The following is a 16,577-nucleotide window of genomic DNA, read 5'->3' on the forward strand; positions in this document are numbered from 1 at the left end:
GCCGGAATGTTCCGGTCCACCCTTCATGCTTTACGCAGGTAGAACACCGACTTCTTCGTAGTGGAGGCACACCCATGACCACCTTCGTGGACCGCGTCGAACTTCATGTCGCCGCGGGCAACGGGGGCCACGGCTGCGCCTCCGTGCACCGCGAGAAGTTCAAGCCGCTCGGCGGCCCGGACGGCGGTAACGGCGGGGACGGCGGCAGTGTCGTCCTCACCGTCGACGCGCAGGTCACCACCCTGCTCGAGTACCACCACTCGCCCAAGCGCAAGGCCACCAACGGCAAGCCCGGCGCCGGCGGCAACCGCACCGGTGCCCTCGGCCAGGACCTCGTGCTCTTCGTGCCGGACGGCACCGTCGTCCTGGACCGGGCCGGCAACGTGCTCGCCGACCTGGTCGGCCACGGCACCAGCTTCGTCGCCGCCCAGGGCGGCCGCGGCGGCCTCGGCAACGCCGCGCTCGCCTCCGCCCGCCGCAAGGCGCCCGGCTTCGCGCTGCTCGGCGAGCCCGGCGACGCCCGTGACATCGTCATGGAGCTCAAGTCCGTCGCCGACGTCGCCCTGGTCGGCTACCCGAGCGCCGGCAAGTCCTCGCTGATCTCCGTGCTCTCCGCCGCGAAGCCGAAGATCGCCGACTACCCCTTCACCACCCTGATCCCCAACCTCGGCGTGGTCACCGCCGGCGACACCGTCTACACCATCGCCGACGTCCCCGGCCTCATCCCCGGCGCCAGCCAGGGCCGCGGCCTCGGCCTGGAGTTCCTGCGCCACGTCGAGCGCTGCTCCGTGCTCGTCCACGTGCTGGACTGCGCCACCCTGGAGCCCGGCCGCGACCCGCTGACCGACCTGGAGACGATCGAGGCCGAGCTCGCCGAGTACGGCGGCCTCGGCGACCGCCCGCGGCTGGTCGCCCTCAACAAGATCGACGTACCGGACGGCCAGGACATCGCCGACCTGACCCGCGCCTCGCTGGAGGAGCGCGGCTACCGGGTGTTCGAGGTGTCGGCCGCCTCCCGCAAGGGCCTGCGCGAACTCAGCTTCGCCATGGCGCAGATCGTCGGCGAGGCCCGCGCGGCCAAGCCGCTGGAGGAGTCCACCCGGATCGTGCTGCGGCCCACGGCCGTCGACGACGAGGGCTTCACCATCACCGAGGAGGACGGCGCCTACCGCATCCGCGGCGTCAAGCCGGAGCGCTGGGTCCGCCAGACCGACTTCTCCAACGACGAGGCCGTCGGCTACCTCGCCGACCGGCTGGCCCGCCTCGGCGTCGAGGACAAGCTGTGGAAGGTCGGCGCGCACGAGGGCGACACCGTCATCATCGGCGAGGAGGAGAACGCCGTCGTCTTCGACTGGGAGCCGACCATGGCCGCCGGCGCCGAGATGCTCGGCCGCCGCGGCGAGGACCACCGCATGGAGACCCAGCGCCCGGCCGTCGACCGCCGGCGCGAGAAGCAGAAGAACCGGGACGCCGCCGAGGCCGAGTACCTCGCCTTCGAGGCGCTCTCCAGCGGCCGTCAGGCCGCCATCGAGGGCGACGACGAGGACCACTGAGTCCCCGCAGCGACCTGCCGCGAGCCCCCGCCGCCCCGTCAACGGGCGGCGGGGGCTCGCGCGTTGACGGCGCGCCGGGCGGAGCGGGCCCGTCCCGTGCGCCGCCCCGCGCGCCGTCCGGCGGCTGGAACACGGTGCGGGCCGGCCGGCCCCATCGCGTAGATTGCGGGGGATACGGCCGGGCCCGCGCCCGCGCCGACGACGCACCACACCGGAAGGGCGAGACCCGAGATGAGCGAGGACGAACTGCGGGCGGAGGTGCTGACCGCCCGGCGCATCGTCGTCAAGGTCGGCTCCTCCTCACTCACCACCGCCGCCGGCGGCATCGACGCCGACCGGGTGGACGCCCTCGTCGACGCGCTCGCCAAGGTCCGCGCCCGCCCCGACGCCCCCGAGGTGGTGCTCGTCTCCTCCGGCGCCATCGCCGCCGGCCTCTCCCCGCTCGGACTGGAGCGGCGGCCCAAGGACCTCGCCCGCCAGCAGGCCGCCGCCAGCGTCGGCCAGGGCCTGCTGATCGCCCGCTACACCGCCTCCTTCGCCCGCTACGGGCTGCGCGTCGGCCAGGTGCTGCTCACCGCCGAGGACGCCAGCCGGCGCGCCCACTACCGCAACGCGTACCGCACCCTGGACCAGCTGCTGGCGATGGGCGCGATGCCGGTCGTCAACGAGAACGACACCGTCGCCACCGCCGAAATCAAGTTCGGCGACAACGACCGGCTGGCCGCGCTCGTCGCCCACCTCGTCCGCGCCGACCTGCTCGTCCTGCTCTCCGACGTCGACGGCCTCTACGACGGCGACCCCGGCCGCCCCGGCAGCAGCCGGATCGCCCGGGTCACCGGCCCGCACGACCTCGACGGCGTCGAGATCGGCAGCGCCGGGAAGGCGGGCGTCGGCACCGGCGGCATGGTCACCAAGGTCGAGGCCGCCCGGATCGCCACCGGCGCCGGCATCCCGGTCGTGCTCACCGCCGCCAGCCACGCCGCCGACGCGCTCGCCGGCCGCCCCACCGGCACCCTGTTCCTGCGCACCGGCAGCCGGTCCTCCGACCGGATGCTCTGGCTCGCCCACGCCAGCAGCCCGCGCGGCACCCTGCACCTGGACGCCGGGGCCGTCGAGGCCGTGGTCTCCGGCGGCGCCTCGCTGCTGCCCGCCGGGGTCACCAAGGTCGACGGCGAGTTCGCCGCGGGCGATCCGGTGGACCTTCTTGCCGAAAACGGCAACATCGTGGCGCGCGGACTGGTCAACTTTGATGCGAGGGAGTTGCCCCGCCTGCTCGGCCGGTCCACCCGGGACCTGGCCCAGGAGTTCGGCGCCGCCTACGAGCGGGAGGTCGTCCACCGCGACGACCTGGTCGTCCTGCGCGGCTGACCCGCCGCCGGACGGCCGGGGACGGGGGCGGCTCCGCGCGGGGGAGCACGCCCGGCCACGGGCGAGGAGGGGCGCGGTCGGATCCGCGTCGGCCGGGGCCGGCGGGCACGACGACACGACATCGCCGAACAGGAGGCCGCCGGTGGAACGCAGGCGCGAGGCAGCGCTGACCGGAGGAACCGCGGGCCGACGGCTGACCAGCATCGACGGCGGCGGGGCCCCGGGCCCCGCCGGACCGGCAGGTCCGCCGGAGGGCCCCGGCGCGGTGAGCCGGCTCCCGACGGAGCGGCGCACCGCGACCGAACCGCCCGCCGCGCCCGACCAGGCCCGGCTCTGGCACGTGGTGCTCAGCGTGGCCGGGCCGGTCACCCCGCTGACCGAGCTGCGGACCGGACTCGAGCGGCTGGCGCACGACCACTCGTTCTTCCTGACCGCCCGCTACGCGGCCGACCACGCCGAGATCCGCTACTGGGAGCAGGCCCGGGACCTGCACGACGCGGCGGCGATCGCGCTGCGGCTGTGGGGCGAGCACAAGGCGACGGCCAAGCTGCCGCCGTGGGAGATCGTCGGCCTGGAGGTGGTCGACCGGGCGACCTACCACAAGCGGGTCGCCGAGGGCTTCGCCGGTCCGCCCCCGCAGCTGGGCGGCGTCCACCCGTACTGAGGGCCGGGCGGCCGGGGCCGGGGCTGAGGCTGGGCCGGGGGCGGGGCGAGGGCGGGGCAGGCCGGCGCCGAGGGGCCCGGAACGGCGTCTCACCGGGCGAAATGGGGCGGGGGAGCGGCGCCGGCCTCCACTACCCTGGGCGCATGAGCAGCGACCCCGCCTCCGCCGACAGCCCCGTTCTCGCCGTAGCGCGCCGAGCCAGGGAGGCCGCCGCCGCGCTTGCCCCGCTGCCGCGCGCCGCGAAGGACGCCGCGCTGCGGGCGATCGCCGACGCCCTGGTCGCCCGCGCGGCCGAGATCACCGCGGCCAACGCCGAGGACGTCGAGCGGGCCCGCGCGGCCGGCACCCCCGAGTCGGTGGTCGACCGGCTCACCCTCACCGAGGAGCGGATCGCCGCGATCGCCTCCGACGTCCGCGACGTGGCCGGCCTGCCCGACCCGGTCGGCGAGGTCGTCCGCGGCTACACCCTGCCGAACGGCCTGGACGTCCGTCAGGTCCGGGTGCCGCTCGGTGTGGTCGGCATCATCTACGAGGCCCGCCCCAACGTCACCGCCGACGCGGCCGCGCTCTGCCTGAAGTCCGGCAACGCCGTGCTGCTGCGCGGCTCGGCGTCCGCCTACCGCTCCAACACCGCCCTGGTCGCCGTGCTGCGCGACGCCGTCGCCGGGGCCGGGCTGCCGGCCGACGCGATCCAGCTCGTCCCCGGCGAGAGCCGGGACTCCGTGCAGGAGCTGATGCGCGCCCGCGGCCTGGTCGACGTGCTCATCCCGCGCGGGGGCGCCTCGCTGATCCGCACCGTCGTCGAGGGCTCCACCGTGCCCGTCATCGAGACCGGCACCGGCAACTGCCACGTCTACGTGGACGCCGAGGCCGACCTCGCGATGGCCGTCGGCATCCTGCTCAACTCCAAGGCCCAGCGGGTCAGCGTCTGCAACTCGGCCGAGACCCTGCTCGTCCACCAGGACATCGCCGACGCCTTCCTGCCGCTCGCGCTCGCCGCGCTCGCCGGGGCCGGGGTCACCGTGCACGGCGACGAGGCGGTGCTCAAGGCCGCGGAGGGCACCGGTGCCACCGTGCTGCCCGCCACCGACGAGGACTGGGAGGCCGAGTACCTGTCGTACGACATCGCGGCCGCCGTCGTCCCCTCGCTGGACGCCGCCGTGGCGCACATCCGCCGCTGGACCTCCGGCCACACCGAGGCCATCGTCACCGGCTCGCAGACCGCGGCCCGCCGCTTCACCAAGCTCGTCGACTCGACCACGGTCGCCGTCAACGCCTCGACCCGCTTCACCGACGGCGGTGAGTTCGGCTTCGGCGCCGAGATCGGCATCTCCACCCAGAAGCTGCACGCCCGGGGCCCGATGGGCCTGCCCGAGCTGACCAGCACCAAGTACATCGTCACTGGTGACGGCCATGTCCGGGGCGAGGCGACGCAGACCGTGGGAGGCGCCGGCGACGCCGGCTGAACCGGCCCCGCCCGGGGCCCGGCGAAGCCGCCGTCACACGGGTGACGGACCAACTGGCCCGAGCCCCAGACAAATCGCCCGCCCGGTAATACGCTGAATCCGTGGCTGACGATGTGGGGGGCTTGCCGTACCCCGACGGTGCCGACCACGGTGGTGCGGACGACGAGTTCGCCACCGTGGTCTTCGACGAGGCGTTCGTCCGGTCCGCCGCCGTGCACGAGCCGACGGCCAAGGAGCGGCAGCTCGCCGCCGCCGAGGCCCGTCTCGAGCCGGACGCGGCCGGACCCGGCTGGGGCTTCGAACCCCCGGCCCCGGACGGACTGCCACTGGAGCTGCGCCCGTACCCGAGCCGGCTCGACGACGACCACCTCTATCCCGATCCGTGGTCCGGCCCCGGCCGGGCCGGCGGACGGCGTTCGCGGCGCTGGCGCCCGGGCGGATTCGACCCGATCGGCGCCGGCCGCGGCCGGTACGTCGCCCAGCAGCGCTGGCACCGGCCGGTGGCCTGGGTGCTGGCCGTGATCATGGGCGTGAGCCTGGTCGCGGTGGCCGTCGCGGCGATCTACCAGGGCGTGGGCGGGGCCGGCGGTGCCCCGCAGCGGCCCGGGTCCGGCAGCAGCAGCGCCGGGGTCGACCCGGCGCCGCCGCCGGCCGAGCCGTCGCTGGTGGTCACCGGCCCGGCGGGCTGAGCCACTGCCCGGCGGGCGGGCCGGTCCGGCGCGCCCCGGGGCGGCTGCCGGTGGTCACGGAGAGCTTCCGGTGATCTGCCGCAGCACCCTCGTGGCGGAGCCGGGGTGCGCCTTACCCTGGTGTCATGGGTGACCCGCGCGAGCCTCCGGAGGGTGCGCCCGACGGTGGTTCGGGGAACGAGGACGAGTACCGGTCCGTCGTGTTCGACGAATCGTTCGTCCGGGCTGCCCGGATCCAGGAGCTGTCCGCGCGCGAGCGGCTCTCCGGCTCCTTCGCCCGCGCCACCCGGCCCAAGGTCCGGCTGGGTCCGCTGGGCAGCGTGCCCCGGCAGGCGCTGGCCCTGCTGCTGGTGATCCTGCTGGCCTTCGGCGCCGCGGTGTACTTCGGTGTCACCTCGCCGACCCGGCCCACCGCCCGGCCCCAGGGCAGCCAGCTGACCGTGAGCCTGGTGGCGCTGAGCCCGGCCTCGTCGGTCCGTCCGGTGGCCGACCCGGCGAACCCGTTCACGGCCCTGCCACCGGGGTACAGCGACGGCGCGGTCGGGCTGGGGACGCCCGCCGGGGCGGCCAGCGGCCACTTCTCCCGGGTCGAGGTGACCAAGGCCCTCGACACCGTGCAGCGCTACCTGGTGGCCTCCTCGCTGTCGCCCGCCGTGCTGGTGCAGGGGGCGACCGCGGAGGTGCGGGCCTTCGTCACGCCCGGTGAGCAGGCCCAGTTCGACGCGAGCGTGCTCCAGCCGACCGACGACCGGCACCACGCGCTGACCGGCTGGCTGGTCCGCTTCGACCCGGCGCAGGTCGCGCTGGCCGCCGACACCGTGAAGGTGGCGGGGGCGATGCGGATCGACGAGGCGGACAGCGGCACCCTGCGGATCACCACCGACCACACCTTCGTCTACGCGCTGAAGGCCGCCGGGGCGCCCGCCGGGGCGCCGGTCACCCTGGAGACCGTGCGGCGGCAGCTGACCTTCGAGTTCGACCGGATCGACCTGGCGGCGGCGCAGCTGCGGCTGGTCGACTCGGTGCTGCAGGCCGGGCCGACGCCGTGCGACGGTTCGCTGGCCGGGGCGGTGCAGCCGGTGCTGGCCGGGACGGATCCCGTCGCGCCGCCCAGTGGGCCGACGGCGGTGGACCCGGGCAACCATGCCCGGCCGGCCTGGCAGGTGTGCGGGGTGCTGGCGGGCGGCTGAGCGCGGTTTCCGGGAGGCCCGGGGAGGCCGGGGAGGCTCAGGGGCCCCGGGAACCCGCGGCGGCCCCCGGTCGGGGTGACCGGGGGCCGCCGCGGGCGGGACGCGGGGGCGGGGCGGGGCTCAGTTCGTCCCGGACGCGCCGTCGGTGCCGCCGTCGCTGCCGTTGGTGCCGCTGCCGTTGGTGCTGCCGTTGCTGGAGCCGTTGCCGCCGGCGCGGGCGCCGGTGAACGTGTCGCGGAGCTTGCCGCCGACCGTCGCCGCACCGCCCGCGACATCGCGGATCAGGCCCATCAGCGGGTCCTTGCTCTCCTTCACCGAGGTCGTGTAGTGGTCGGCCGCCGCCCGCCACTGGTCGCCGACCGAGGTGTTCGGGTCGTCGGTGCGGCGCGGGTAGGCGCCGGCCAGGATGGAGCGGTAGTCGTCGCTCTCGGCCCACTTCTTCAGCTGGGCGACCCGGACCACCGCGAACGGGTGGCTCTGCGGCAGCACCTGCAGCAGCTTGAGCACGCCGTCGCGCAGGTCGCCGGCCTTCTCGTACTCCTCGGCCTGCTCCAGGAAGGCGTCCACGTTCATCTCGGCCAGGTTGTGACCGCCGGCCAGCTTCATCAGCGCCCGCATCGAGGCCTGGAGGTCCTGTCCGGCGAGCAGGCCGGCCCGGTCGCTGGAGAGCTCGGCCTTGCGGAACCACTCCTTGAGCGCGGTGACGATCGCCATGATCGCCAGGTTGCCGAGCGGCACCCAGGCGATCCGGGCGGCGATGTTGGTGAGGATCATCAGCATGGTCCGGTAGACCGCGTGGCCGGACATCGCGTGACCGACCTCGTGGCCGATCACCGAGCGGAGCTCCTCCTCGTCCAGCAGCTCGACCAGGCCGCTGGTGACCACGATCACCGGCGTGTCGATGCCGATGCAGAACGCGTTGACCGTCGGGTCCTGGCTGACGTAGAGGTCCGGCACCTTGTCGAGGTCGAGCACATAAGCCGCGTCGCGCACCATGCCGTGCAGCTCGGGGAACTGCCGCTCGGAGGTCTTCACGGCGGTGGCCAGGAACATCAGCCGGATCGAGCGCTCGGAGACCAGGCCGGCGAGCTTCTTCAGGACGTCGTCGAAGCCGGTGAGCTTGCGCAGCGCGACGAGCGCGGAACGGTCCGCCGGGTGCTCCCAGGCCCGGGTGGAGATCTCCGGGAAGCGCTGACGGCGCCGGCTCGGGGTCTTCGCGATCGGGTCGGTCATGGTGTGAGTACCTCCTGTCGACGGCGGCCCCGGCACCCGGCCGGCCCCCGCTGGTCCTTCGCCTGTAACGACTGTCTGTGCAACGTCCGTGGTTGCGTACTCGTCCCCGCGGCCACCCTACGTGTCGCCGGGAGCCCCGTCCGGGGCCGCCCCGGGTGCCCCCGGGGGGGCCGGTCCCGGCGACCCGGTGGGTGGGTCGAGCCGCCCGGGAGCCTGTCCGGGTGGCCGTCGGTGCGGCGCGGACGGTGTCCGCGGGGGCGGTGGGCGGCCCCGGTGTGAGGGCGGTTTACCCTGAATGCCCGGGGAAAGCCGGGCCACCTCCGGCCGCGGCACCGAGCAGTCCGAGGAGCCCGCCGATGTCCACCGCCGCCCTTGTCAGCCTGGCCGCCCCGATCTCCGGGGAGGACGGCCCCGGGCTCTTCCTGCGGATCATCCTGATCGCCTCCTTCGTCGGCGTCGGCCTGCTCGCCTGGATCCTGCTGCGGGCCGGCCGCAACAACTGACCGACCCCGCGGCGGGGCGTCGCCGACCGAGGGCTCACGCCGGTTCAGACGTGGTGGGCCGCCGAGCGGTTGCCTCGTAACCCCCCGTACGATGACGGGTGGGCTCTCACCGGCCCGCACGACACCCCTGTCCGTCATCCGAGCCGAGAAGGTCCCGCCGACCATGAGCACTGCCGCCGCACTCCCTGTCCTGAACCTTCTCGCCAGCGAGGGCGAGGGGGGCAACCACGACAGCCTCAACCCGTACCTCACGGGTGGCGCCGCGTTCTTCGTCCTTCTGCTGCTGCTCTTCATCACCACCCGCTTCAACCGGGACCGCTGACCCGGGCGGCGCCGACCCGAGCGGTGCCGAGGCGCCGACCCGGGCGGTGCCGGCCCGCACGACGGTGACCCGAACGACGGTGGCCGGCCGACGGTGGCCCGGGGTGCGCGACTGCCCCCGGGACGCCCGGCACCCGGCCGTTCCCGCACCGTAACGGGCGTCGCGTAAGGTGTGGCGCCATGGGAGAGCAGACCGGGAGTCCCGGTGTACCGGCGCCGGCGAAGCGTCGTCTCGGCGTCATGGGCGGCACCTTCGACCCGATCCACCACGGGCACCTGGTCGCGGCCAGTGAGGTCGCCAGCGCGTTCCACCTGGACGAGGTGATCTTCGTCCCGACCGGGCAGCCCTGGCAGAAGAGCGACCGCGAGGTCACCCCGGCCGAGGACCGCTACCTGATGACGGTCATCGCCACCGCGGAGAACCCGCAGTTCTCGGTCAGCCGGATCGACATCGACCGCGAGGGACCGACCTACACCGTCGACACCCTGCGCGACCTGCGGGCGCTGCACCCGGACGCCGACCTCTTCTTCATCACCGGCGCCGACGCGCTCGCCCAGATCCTCTCCTGGCGCGACTCCGAGGAACTCTTCTCGCTCGCCCACTTCATCGGCTGCACCCGGCCGGGGCACACTCTGACGGACGCCGGGCTTCCGGTGGGCGGGGTCTCCCTGGTCGAGGTCCCGGCGCTGGCCATCTCCTCCACGGACTGCCGCGACCGGGTCGCCAAGGGCGAGCCGGTCTGGTACCTCGTCCCGGACGGCGTGGTCCGCTACATCGACAAGCGGGCGCTCTACGCGCCGCACCGGACCTGATCCCGGAGGGGCCGACGGATGAGCGAGCGCAGGGGACCGCAGGGGCAGCAGCCCGGGCAGCCGGACGACTGGCCGACCGGGCAGTACCCGCCGTACCAGCAGCAGGGCGGCTACGAGCAGCAGCAGTACGACCAGTACGAGCAGCAGCCCGGGATCTACGAGCCGTCGGGGCAGTACGAGCAGCACCAGCAGTACGACCAGTACGGGCAGCAGCCCGCCCAGGGGTACCAGCAGCAGGGCGGCTACGGCTACCAGGACCAGTACCAGCAGCAGGGCTACCAGCAGGGTTACGGCCAGGGCTACGAGCAGCCGCCGGAGCAGCCCGGCCAGTACGGGCAGCAGCCCGCCCAGGGGTACCAGCAGCAGGGCGGCTACGGCTACCAGGACCAGTACCAGCAGCAGGGCTACCAGCCCTACGAGCAGCCGCAGGCGCCCGCGCAGCCGCAGTCCCCGGTCCAGGGCCCGGACCGGTCGCAGTCCCCGGCGCAGGCGTACACGACCGCCGCGATGCCGGTCGTCGCCGCGCCGGAGCCGGCCGCGACCGCGCCCGCCGCCCCGGTGACCCCGCGCGGCCGGGTGCCGCGGCCCGCCGCGGCCGCCGAGCCGGCCGCCCCCGCCCGCCCCGAACCGCCGTCCGAGCAGGTCGGCGGCTCCCGCGCGACCCGGTCCAGGACCTCGGGCGGCTCCGAGGACGACTACGCCACCGGCGAGTTCACCTTCGTCGACGAGGAGGAGGCGGAGTCCGAGGACGTCATCGACTGGCTCAAGTTCGCCGAGTCCCGCAGCGAGGTGCGCGCCGAGCGCCGCCGCAGGCTCCGCAACCGGCTGATCGGCCTCGTCGCCGTGGCCGCGGTGGCCGGCGCCGGAGCCGGCGGCTACCTCTGGTTCACCCGGGACAAGGGCGGCTCCGCCACCGCCGCCGCCGGGCCGCGCCAGGTCAACGTCGTCCACCTGCGCGACCTCCAGGGCAAGGTCTCCAGCGCGCTGCTGGTCAACGACAGCGCCGGCAAGAAGGGCACCGTGCTGCTCCTGCCGGACACCCTGCGACTGCCCGGCCCCGGCGATCCGCCGGTCACCACCGTCGGCCAGGCCATGGACTCCCTCGGCGCCTCCGGCACCCGGGACGGCCTGACCACCGTGCTCGGCGCCCCCGTCGCCGGCACCTGGCGCCTCGACACCCCCTACCTGGAACTGCTGGTCACCCAGCTCGGCGGTGTCCGGGTGGACACCGACGCCGAGGTCCACGAGGGCGGCCGGCCCGACGGCAAGGTGCTCGCCGCCGCGGGCAAGAACACCCTGCTCGGCGGGAAGGCCGCGGTCGGCTACGCCACCCTCCAGAACGCCGGCGAGAGCCGCGACGCCCAGCTCGCCCGCTTCGGCCAGGTGATGGACGCGGTGGTGCGCACGATGCCGGTCGTGTTCAAGGACGCCAAGGACGACGTGCACCGGATGAACGCGGTGCTCGACCCCTCCCTGCCCGAGGACGCGCTCGCCGGGGTGCTCGCCCAGCTCGCCCAGCAGTCGAAGGACGGGCAGTTCGGCACCGCCACGCTGACCGTCAAGCCGGACGGCTCGCTGGACGAGGCCACCGCCGGCAAGCAGGTCAAGGACGTGCTCGGCGGCACCGTGAAGTCCGCGACCAATGCCGACGCGCCCGCCCGGGTCTCGGTCCAGGACGCCTCCGGCAACGACCTGGCGGCGCCCGCCGCCCAGGTCCAGGTGGTCAACGCGGGCCTCACCTTCGTCCCCGGCGGGGCCAAGAGCGCGCCGCAGGCCACCAGTGAGATCCGCTACACCGACGACGCCCGGCAGGCCGCCGCGAAGTCCCTGGCGACCAGCCTCAACCTGCCGGAGACGGCGGTGAAGAAGGTCGCCGACGCCCAGAACGCCGACCTGGTCGTGGTGCTCGGCAAGGACTACGCGCCGCCGAAGGCACCGTAGCCCCGGCCGTCGGACGGGGCGCCCGCACGGCTGTGCGGCCCGCGCCCCGTCGGCCCCCGGCCGGGCGGTCCCGGAAAACCGTTCCGGGGCCGCCGGGGCGGCGTGAGATCCTGGAAGGCGATCCCCGCGCCCCGCGCGCCGGGCGACCCCAAGCAGCCGAGCCGGAAGTACATCGTGACCGCCACTGAGCACAGCCAGGAACTCATCAACGTCGCCGCCCAGGCGGCGGCCGACAAGCTGGCCCACAACATCGTCGCGTTCGACGTCAGCGAGGTGCTGTCGATCACCGACGCCTTCCTGATCGCCTCCGCGAGCAACGACCGCCAGGTCCGTTCGATCGCCGAGGAGATCGAGGACCAGCTGCGCGAGAAGCTGGACATCAAGCCGGTGCGCCGCGAGGGCGAGCGCGAGGGCCGCTGGGTCCTGCTCGACTACCTCGACATCGTCGTGCACGTCCAGCACTCCGAGGAGCGCTCCTTCTACTCGCTGGACCGCCTCTGGAAGGACTGCCCCGAGCTGCCGCTGCCGGAGGACGCCATCGCCTCCCGCAACCGCCCCGACGCCCACACCGACGCGGCCGGCAACGCCCTGGCCCCGGCCGAGCAGGCCCCGGCGGACGACTTCGGCGCCGAGGACTACAGCTGAGCCGGGAGGCGCGAGGTCCGCGCATCGTCTTCTGGCGGCACGGCCAGACCTCCTGGAACCTCGAATCGCGCTTCCAGGGCACCACGGACATCGAGCTGACCGAGGAGGGCGTGCTGCAGGCGCGGCGGGCCGCCCGGCTGCTCTCCGGCCTGCGTCCGGACCTGCTGGTCTCCTCCGACCTCTCGCGCGCCCGCCGCACCGCCGACGAGCTGGCCGAGGTGACCGGCCTGGACGTGCAGCACCACGAGGGCCTGCGCGAGACCTATGCCGGTTCCTGGCAGGGGCTGACCAACGCGGAGATCCGCGAGCGGTTCCCGGAGGAGTTCGCGGCCTGGACGCAGGGCGAACCCGTCCGGCGCGGCGGCGGCGAGCTCGCGACCGAGGTCGCGGACCGCGCGGTGCCGGTGGTGCTCGACGCGGTCGGCAAGCTGCCCGAGAACGGCACCCTGGTGGTGGTCAGCCACGGCGGGACCATCCGCACCGTGCTGGGGCGGATGCTCGGCCTGGAGCCGCAGCTGTGGGAGTGCTTCGGCGGGCTGTCGAACTGCTGCTGGTCCGTGCTGGGCCTCGGCGCGCGGGGCTGGCGGCTGCTGGAGCACAATGCCGGCACGCTGCCGCAGCCGGTCATCGGCGACGACACCTGAGCGGTCCGGACACCGTCCGGACGGTGTCCGGGTGGTGCCCGGGCACGGTCGGGACGGTGTCCGGGCGATGTCCGCACTGGTGTCCGCAGCGGTGTGTCCGGTGAGGGTGCGAACGAGGGTGCGGAGCGGGTGCGGGGCGGAGCCGGGAAGGGCGGATTTCGCAGTTCCGGGTCCGACCGGTTAGAGTTTTCCTCGTTCGCACGGAGGGAACGCGGCCCGGAAGGGAAGCGGGAGATCCGGACGACGAGGGGCTGTAGCTCAGTTGGTAGAGCGCTTGCATGGCATGCAAGAGGTCCGGGGTTCAATTCCCCGTAGCTCCACTCCGCACCCGGAGTCCCCTCAGGAGATCGTTTCCTCTCGGAGCACTGTGTGTCGCGGGGCTGTAGCTCAGTTGGTAGAGCGCTTGCATGGCATGCAAGAGGTCCGGGGTTCAATTCCCCGTAGCTCCACAGACGAACGGAAGGCCGTCACCCCCGGGTGGCGGCCTTCGGTCGTTCCCGGGGGCGGTCCAGGTGCGGTTCAGCCGACGGGCCCGGTCCAGTCACCGCGCCCGGTTCAGCCGACGGGCCCGGTGAACCGGTGGCCGCACGGGGCGGTCCAGCCGCCCGGAGGCAGCGTCGACAGCCGCTCGACCCGGTCCCGGTCCTGGGGACCCTCCGGCGTGTAGACCGCCACGTACGCCTCCGGCACCCCCGGGATCGTCAGGTACGTCGCGTTCAGCCGCATCACCCCCACCTGCGGATGCCGGAACACCTTCAGGGCCGTCCGCCGCGTCGACACCTCCTGCCTCGCCCACAGCTCCCGGAACTCGGCGCTCGCCCGCAGCAGTGACCGCACGTACTCCTCCCAGAGCGGCTCCCCGACGTGCTTGCCGTACGCGCCGCGCAGCACCGCGACCATCTGCGGCAGCTGCTCGGCCCGGTTCAGGAAGGGATTGCAGCACTCCGGGCTGGTGACCGTGCACCAGAGGCTGTTGAACCAGCCGTCGCCCGTGCGGGGCCGACTGGTGGCGAACAGCGCCTCGTAGGCGGAGTTCCAGGCCAGGACGTCGAACCGGCTGTTGGAGACGGCGGCCGGCAGCGGCGCCAGCGCGTCCAGGATCACCTGGGTCGACGGGTCCAGCACCGGCGGGTCCGGGTGCGCCGACGGGCGGACCGCCACCCCGGCCAGCCGGAACAGGTGCTCGCGCCCGGTCGCGTCCAGCAGCAGCACCCGGGCCACCGCCGTCAGCACCTGCGCGCTGGCGTTGATCGGACGCCCCTGCTCGAGCCAGGTGTACCAGGTCACCCCGACACCGGCGAGCTGGGCGACCTCCTCGCGGCGCAGCCCGGGCGTGCGGCGGCGCAGGCCGGGCGGCAGGCCGACGTCCTCGGGGGAGACCCGGGCGCGGCAGGCGCGCAGGTACTCGGCCAGCTCGGTGCGGCGCCGGTCGCGCCCGTCACGCTGGTCGCGCCCGTCGGGTCGGGCGGGGGTGGCGGGGGCGGACGGGACGGTGCCGGCTGTGTCCACGACGGTCATACCCGCCATGGTGCCGCAGCCCGGTGGGGCGCAACAGGTGCTGCCAGTACCAGGATCCGCAGGCTCTAACCACTGGTACCAGGATCCGGCGAGGCTCGATCCATGACCGATCTCCAGACCCGACGCGGCCCGGTCCGGACCGCTGCGCCGACCGGCGCGGCCGGTGCCGGGACCGTCCCCGCCCCTGCCCCGATCCCTGTCGCCAGGCCCGGACTGCTGCTCGCGCTCGTCCTCGGCGGCCAGTTCATGGCCGTGCTCGACACCGCCATCGTCAATGTCGCCGTGCCGACCGTACGCACCGACCTGCACGCCTCCGGCGCGGCCCTCCAGTTCGTGGTGGCCGGCTACACCATCGCCTACGCGGTGCTGCTCATCACCGGTGCCCGGCTCGGTGCCCGGTACGGCTACAGCCGGCTCTTCCAGTCCGGCCTGGCCGTCTTCACCGCTGCCTCGCTGGCCTGCGGGCTCGCCCCCGCCACCGGCTGGCTGATCGGCTTCCGGCTGCTCCAGGGCGCCGGGGCGGCCCTGATGGTCCCCCAGGTGATGAGCATCATCCAGCGGACCTTCACCGGCAGGGCCCGGCTCCGGGCGCTCGGGCTCTACTCGGCCGTGCTGGCCGGCGGTATCGCCGCCGGCCAGGTGCTCGGCGGTCTGCTGGTCAGCGCGGACCTGTTCGGCTCCGGCTGGCGCCCGGTGTTCCTGGTGAACCTGCCGATCGGCCTGGTGCTGCTCGCCGCCGGGGCCAGGCTGCTGCCCGACCTGCCCGGCGACCGGGAGCGCGGCTTCGACCTGCCCGGACTGCTGGTGCTCGGCGCCGCCCTCGGCCTGCTGGTGGTCCCGCTGGTGCTCGGTCACGAACTCGGCTGGCCGCTCTGGGGCTGGGTGCTGCTCGGCGCGAGCGCGGCGATGTTCGCCCTGTTCGCGGTCGTCGAGCGGCGGGTCGCGCGGCGCGGCGGACAGCCGCTGGTCAACGGACGCGTCCTCGGTGCGGCCGGTCTGCTGCCGGCCGTCGGCGCGCTGCTCATGATCATGCTGGCCTTCGCGGGTTTCATGTTCTCCTTCGCCCTGCACCAGCAGGCCGGGCTCGGCGCGAGCGCCCTGCGGGCCGGGCTCTGCTCCGCGCCGATCGCGGTCGGCTTCGGCGCCGCCAGCCTGTACTGGCAGCGGCTGCCCCGGCGCCTGCACGGCGTCCTGCCCACCCTCGGCACCGGACTGCTCGCCGTCGGCTACCTGGTGCTCGGCCGGATGCTGGGCGACGGGGCCGGGGTCGGCGCGGCGCCGCTGCTGCTGACCGCCGTCCTCGGGCTGCTCGCGGGCTGCGCCTACGCGCCGCTGTTCGGCCGGGCGCTCGCCCGGGTGGCCCCCGCCGACGCGGCGGACGCGAGCGGGTTGGTGGTCACCGCCGTCCAGCTCGGGCAGGTGATCGGGATCGCGCTGCTCGGCTCGGTGTTCCTCGGCGCGGTCGACCTGCCGACGTCCGCCCGGGGGTCCGGGCACGCGCTGCTGGTGACCACGCTCGCCATCGGCGGGGTCGTCGCGCTCGCGGCCGGCTTCGCCGCCCGGGCCGGGCGGCAGGAGAGGCGCGAGGCCGAGCGGCAGGAGAGGCGCGAGGCCGAGCGGGAGCCGGAGGGGACGAGGGCGGTGGGGGAGGCGGAGTAGGGCGGGCGTCCGCGCGGGGCTCGGTCCGCGCTCGCGGGGGCGTCCGCGCGGGCCCGCGGGAACGGATTCGTGGAGCACCCCCCGGACCGTGTAAAGTAAGTGATGTCGCCGAGGGAAACGGAACGAAACCCCCGGTGACATCGCAGGTCGAGGGGCTGTAGCTCAGTTGGTAGAGCGCTTGCATGGCATGCAAGAGGTCCGGGGTTCAATTCCCCGTAGCTCCACAGGAATCGAAGGCCGTCTCCCGGAAACGGGGGGCGGCCTTCGGCGTTCCCGGAGCACCTGCCGGGGCCTCGGCTGTGCCGTCGGGGCCCGGCGCCCGTTCGCCACCTGTGGAGCGTTGCGGCGACCGGTGCGGCGACCGGTGCGA

The 16,577-nt window shown here is 74.4% G+C and carries 15 protein-coding genes and 3 tRNA genes; 16 read left to right on the forward strand and 2 right to left on the reverse strand.

Annotated elements, in window-relative coordinates; genetic code table 11:
• Nucleotides 1-74 precede the first annotated feature (74 nt).
• The 6 genes from obgE (at nucleotide 75) to BLU95_RS25825 (ending at nucleotide 6,930) form a co-directional block, all read left to right on the forward strand.
• Complete coding sequence (gene obgE, locus BLU95_RS25800; RefSeq protein WP_093862070.1) at nucleotides 75-1,553, forward strand: GTPase ObgE; 1,479 nt, start codon at nucleotides 75-77, stop codon at nucleotides 1,551-1,553.
• Nucleotides 1,554-1,784: 231 nt separating this feature from the next.
• Complete coding sequence (proB, locus tag BLU95_RS25805) at nucleotides 1,785-2,921, forward strand: glutamate 5-kinase (RefSeq protein ID WP_093862071.1); 1,137 nt, start codon at nucleotides 1,785-1,787, stop codon at nucleotides 2,919-2,921.
• A gap of 142 nt (nucleotides 2,922-3,063) precedes the next feature.
• Nucleotides 3,064-3,585 (forward strand): DUF8830 family protein, encoded by a 522-nt coding sequence (locus BLU95_RS25810; RefSeq protein WP_093862072.1) that lies wholly within the window; start codon nucleotides 3,064-3,066, stop codon nucleotides 3,583-3,585.
• A gap of 143 nt (nucleotides 3,586-3,728) precedes the next feature.
• Nucleotides 3,729-5,051 carry a glutamate-5-semialdehyde dehydrogenase gene (locus BLU95_RS25815; protein ID WP_093862073.1) on the forward strand — a complete coding sequence of 441 codons (1,323 nt, stop codon included), beginning with the start codon at nucleotides 3,729-3,731 and terminating at the stop codon, nucleotides 5,049-5,051.
• Between the two features lie 101 nt (nucleotides 5,052-5,152).
• Nucleotides 5,153-5,740 (forward strand): SCO2584 family spore wall biosynthesis protein, encoded by a 588-nt coding sequence (locus BLU95_RS25820; RefSeq protein ID WP_159424996.1) that lies wholly within the window; start codon nucleotides 5,153-5,155, stop codon nucleotides 5,738-5,740.
• Nucleotides 5,741-5,865: 125 nt separating this feature from the next.
• On the forward strand, nucleotides 5,866-6,930 hold the full coding sequence (locus tag BLU95_RS25825; protein ID WP_093862075.1) for an SCO2583 family membrane protein: 1,065 nt from the start codon (nucleotides 5,866-5,868) through the stop codon (nucleotides 6,928-6,930).
• Between the two features lie 120 nt (nucleotides 6,931-7,050).
• Here the strand turns inward: BLU95_RS25825 and BLU95_RS25830 are convergent, their stop codons facing one another.
• Nucleotides 7,051-8,163 (reverse strand): M48 family metallopeptidase, encoded by a 1,113-nt coding sequence (locus BLU95_RS25830; protein WP_093862076.1) that lies wholly within the window; start codon nucleotides 8,161-8,163, stop codon nucleotides 7,051-7,053.
• Nucleotides 8,164-8,519: 356 nt separating this feature from the next.
• Between BLU95_RS25830 and BLU95_RS43060 the strand changes: the two genes are divergently transcribed.
• The 8 genes from BLU95_RS43060 (at nucleotide 8,520) to BLU95_RS25860 (ending at nucleotide 13,479) form a co-directional block, all read left to right on the forward strand.
• Nucleotides 8,520-8,666, forward strand: coding sequence for a hypothetical protein (locus tag BLU95_RS43060; RefSeq protein ID WP_173862123.1), 147 nt, complete (start codon nucleotides 8,520-8,522; stop codon nucleotides 8,664-8,666).
• 163 nt (nucleotides 8,667-8,829) lie between these two features.
• A complete protein-coding gene (locus BLU95_RS43065; protein ID WP_173862125.1) occupies nucleotides 8,830-8,988 on the forward strand; it encodes a hypothetical protein in 159 nt (52 codons plus the stop codon).
• A gap of 179 nt (nucleotides 8,989-9,167) precedes the next feature.
• Nucleotides 9,168-9,800 carry a nicotinate-nucleotide adenylyltransferase gene (gene nadD / locus BLU95_RS25835; RefSeq protein WP_093862077.1) on the forward strand — a complete coding sequence of 211 codons (633 nt, stop codon included), beginning with the start codon at nucleotides 9,168-9,170 and terminating at the stop codon, nucleotides 9,798-9,800.
• A gap of 18 nt (nucleotides 9,801-9,818) precedes the next feature.
• Nucleotides 9,819-11,741: an LCP family protein gene (locus tag BLU95_RS25840; RefSeq protein WP_093862078.1), complete on the forward strand. Its 1,923-nt coding sequence runs from the start codon at nucleotides 9,819-9,821 to the stop codon at nucleotides 11,739-11,741.
• A gap of 174 nt (nucleotides 11,742-11,915) precedes the next feature.
• Nucleotides 11,916-12,386: a ribosome silencing factor gene (gene rsfS / locus BLU95_RS25845; RefSeq protein ID WP_030397436.1), complete on the forward strand. Its 471-nt coding sequence runs from the start codon at nucleotides 11,916-11,918 to the stop codon at nucleotides 12,384-12,386.
• Nucleotides 12,383-13,030, forward strand: coding sequence for a histidine phosphatase family protein (locus BLU95_RS25850; RefSeq protein ID WP_093862079.1), 648 nt, complete (start codon nucleotides 12,383-12,385; stop codon nucleotides 13,028-13,030). Before rsfS ends, BLU95_RS25850 begins: the two co-directional genes overlap by 4 nt.
• 247 nt (nucleotides 13,031-13,277) lie before the next feature.
• Nucleotides 13,278-13,350, forward strand: a tRNA-Ala gene (locus BLU95_RS25855).
• Nucleotides 13,351-13,406: 56 nt separating this feature from the next.
• A tRNA-Ala gene (locus BLU95_RS25860) sits at nucleotides 13,407-13,479 on the forward strand.
• A gap of 106 nt (nucleotides 13,480-13,585) precedes the next feature.
• Here BLU95_RS25860 and BLU95_RS25865 read toward each other — a convergent pair.
• Complete coding sequence (locus tag BLU95_RS25865) at nucleotides 13,586-14,548, reverse strand: helix-turn-helix transcriptional regulator (RefSeq protein WP_093862080.1); 963 nt, start codon at nucleotides 14,546-14,548, stop codon at nucleotides 13,586-13,588.
• 102 nt (nucleotides 14,549-14,650) lie between these two features.
• Between BLU95_RS25865 and BLU95_RS25870 the strand changes: the two genes are divergently transcribed.
• Together BLU95_RS25870 and BLU95_RS25875 are read left to right on the forward strand one after the other, a co-directional pair.
• Nucleotides 14,651-16,207 carry an MFS transporter gene (locus BLU95_RS25870; RefSeq protein WP_093862081.1) on the forward strand — a complete coding sequence of 519 codons (1,557 nt, stop codon included), beginning with the start codon at nucleotides 14,651-14,653 and terminating at the stop codon, nucleotides 16,205-16,207.
• Nucleotides 16,208-16,358: 151 nt separating this feature from the next.
• A tRNA-Ala gene (locus BLU95_RS25875) sits at nucleotides 16,359-16,431 on the forward strand.
• Nucleotides 16,432-16,577 lie beyond the last annotated feature (146 nt).

It is taken from the genome of Streptomyces sp. TLI_053 (assembly GCF_900105395.1).
Taxonomy (GTDB): domain Bacteria; phylum Actinomycetota; class Actinomycetes; order Streptomycetales; family Streptomycetaceae; genus Kitasatospora.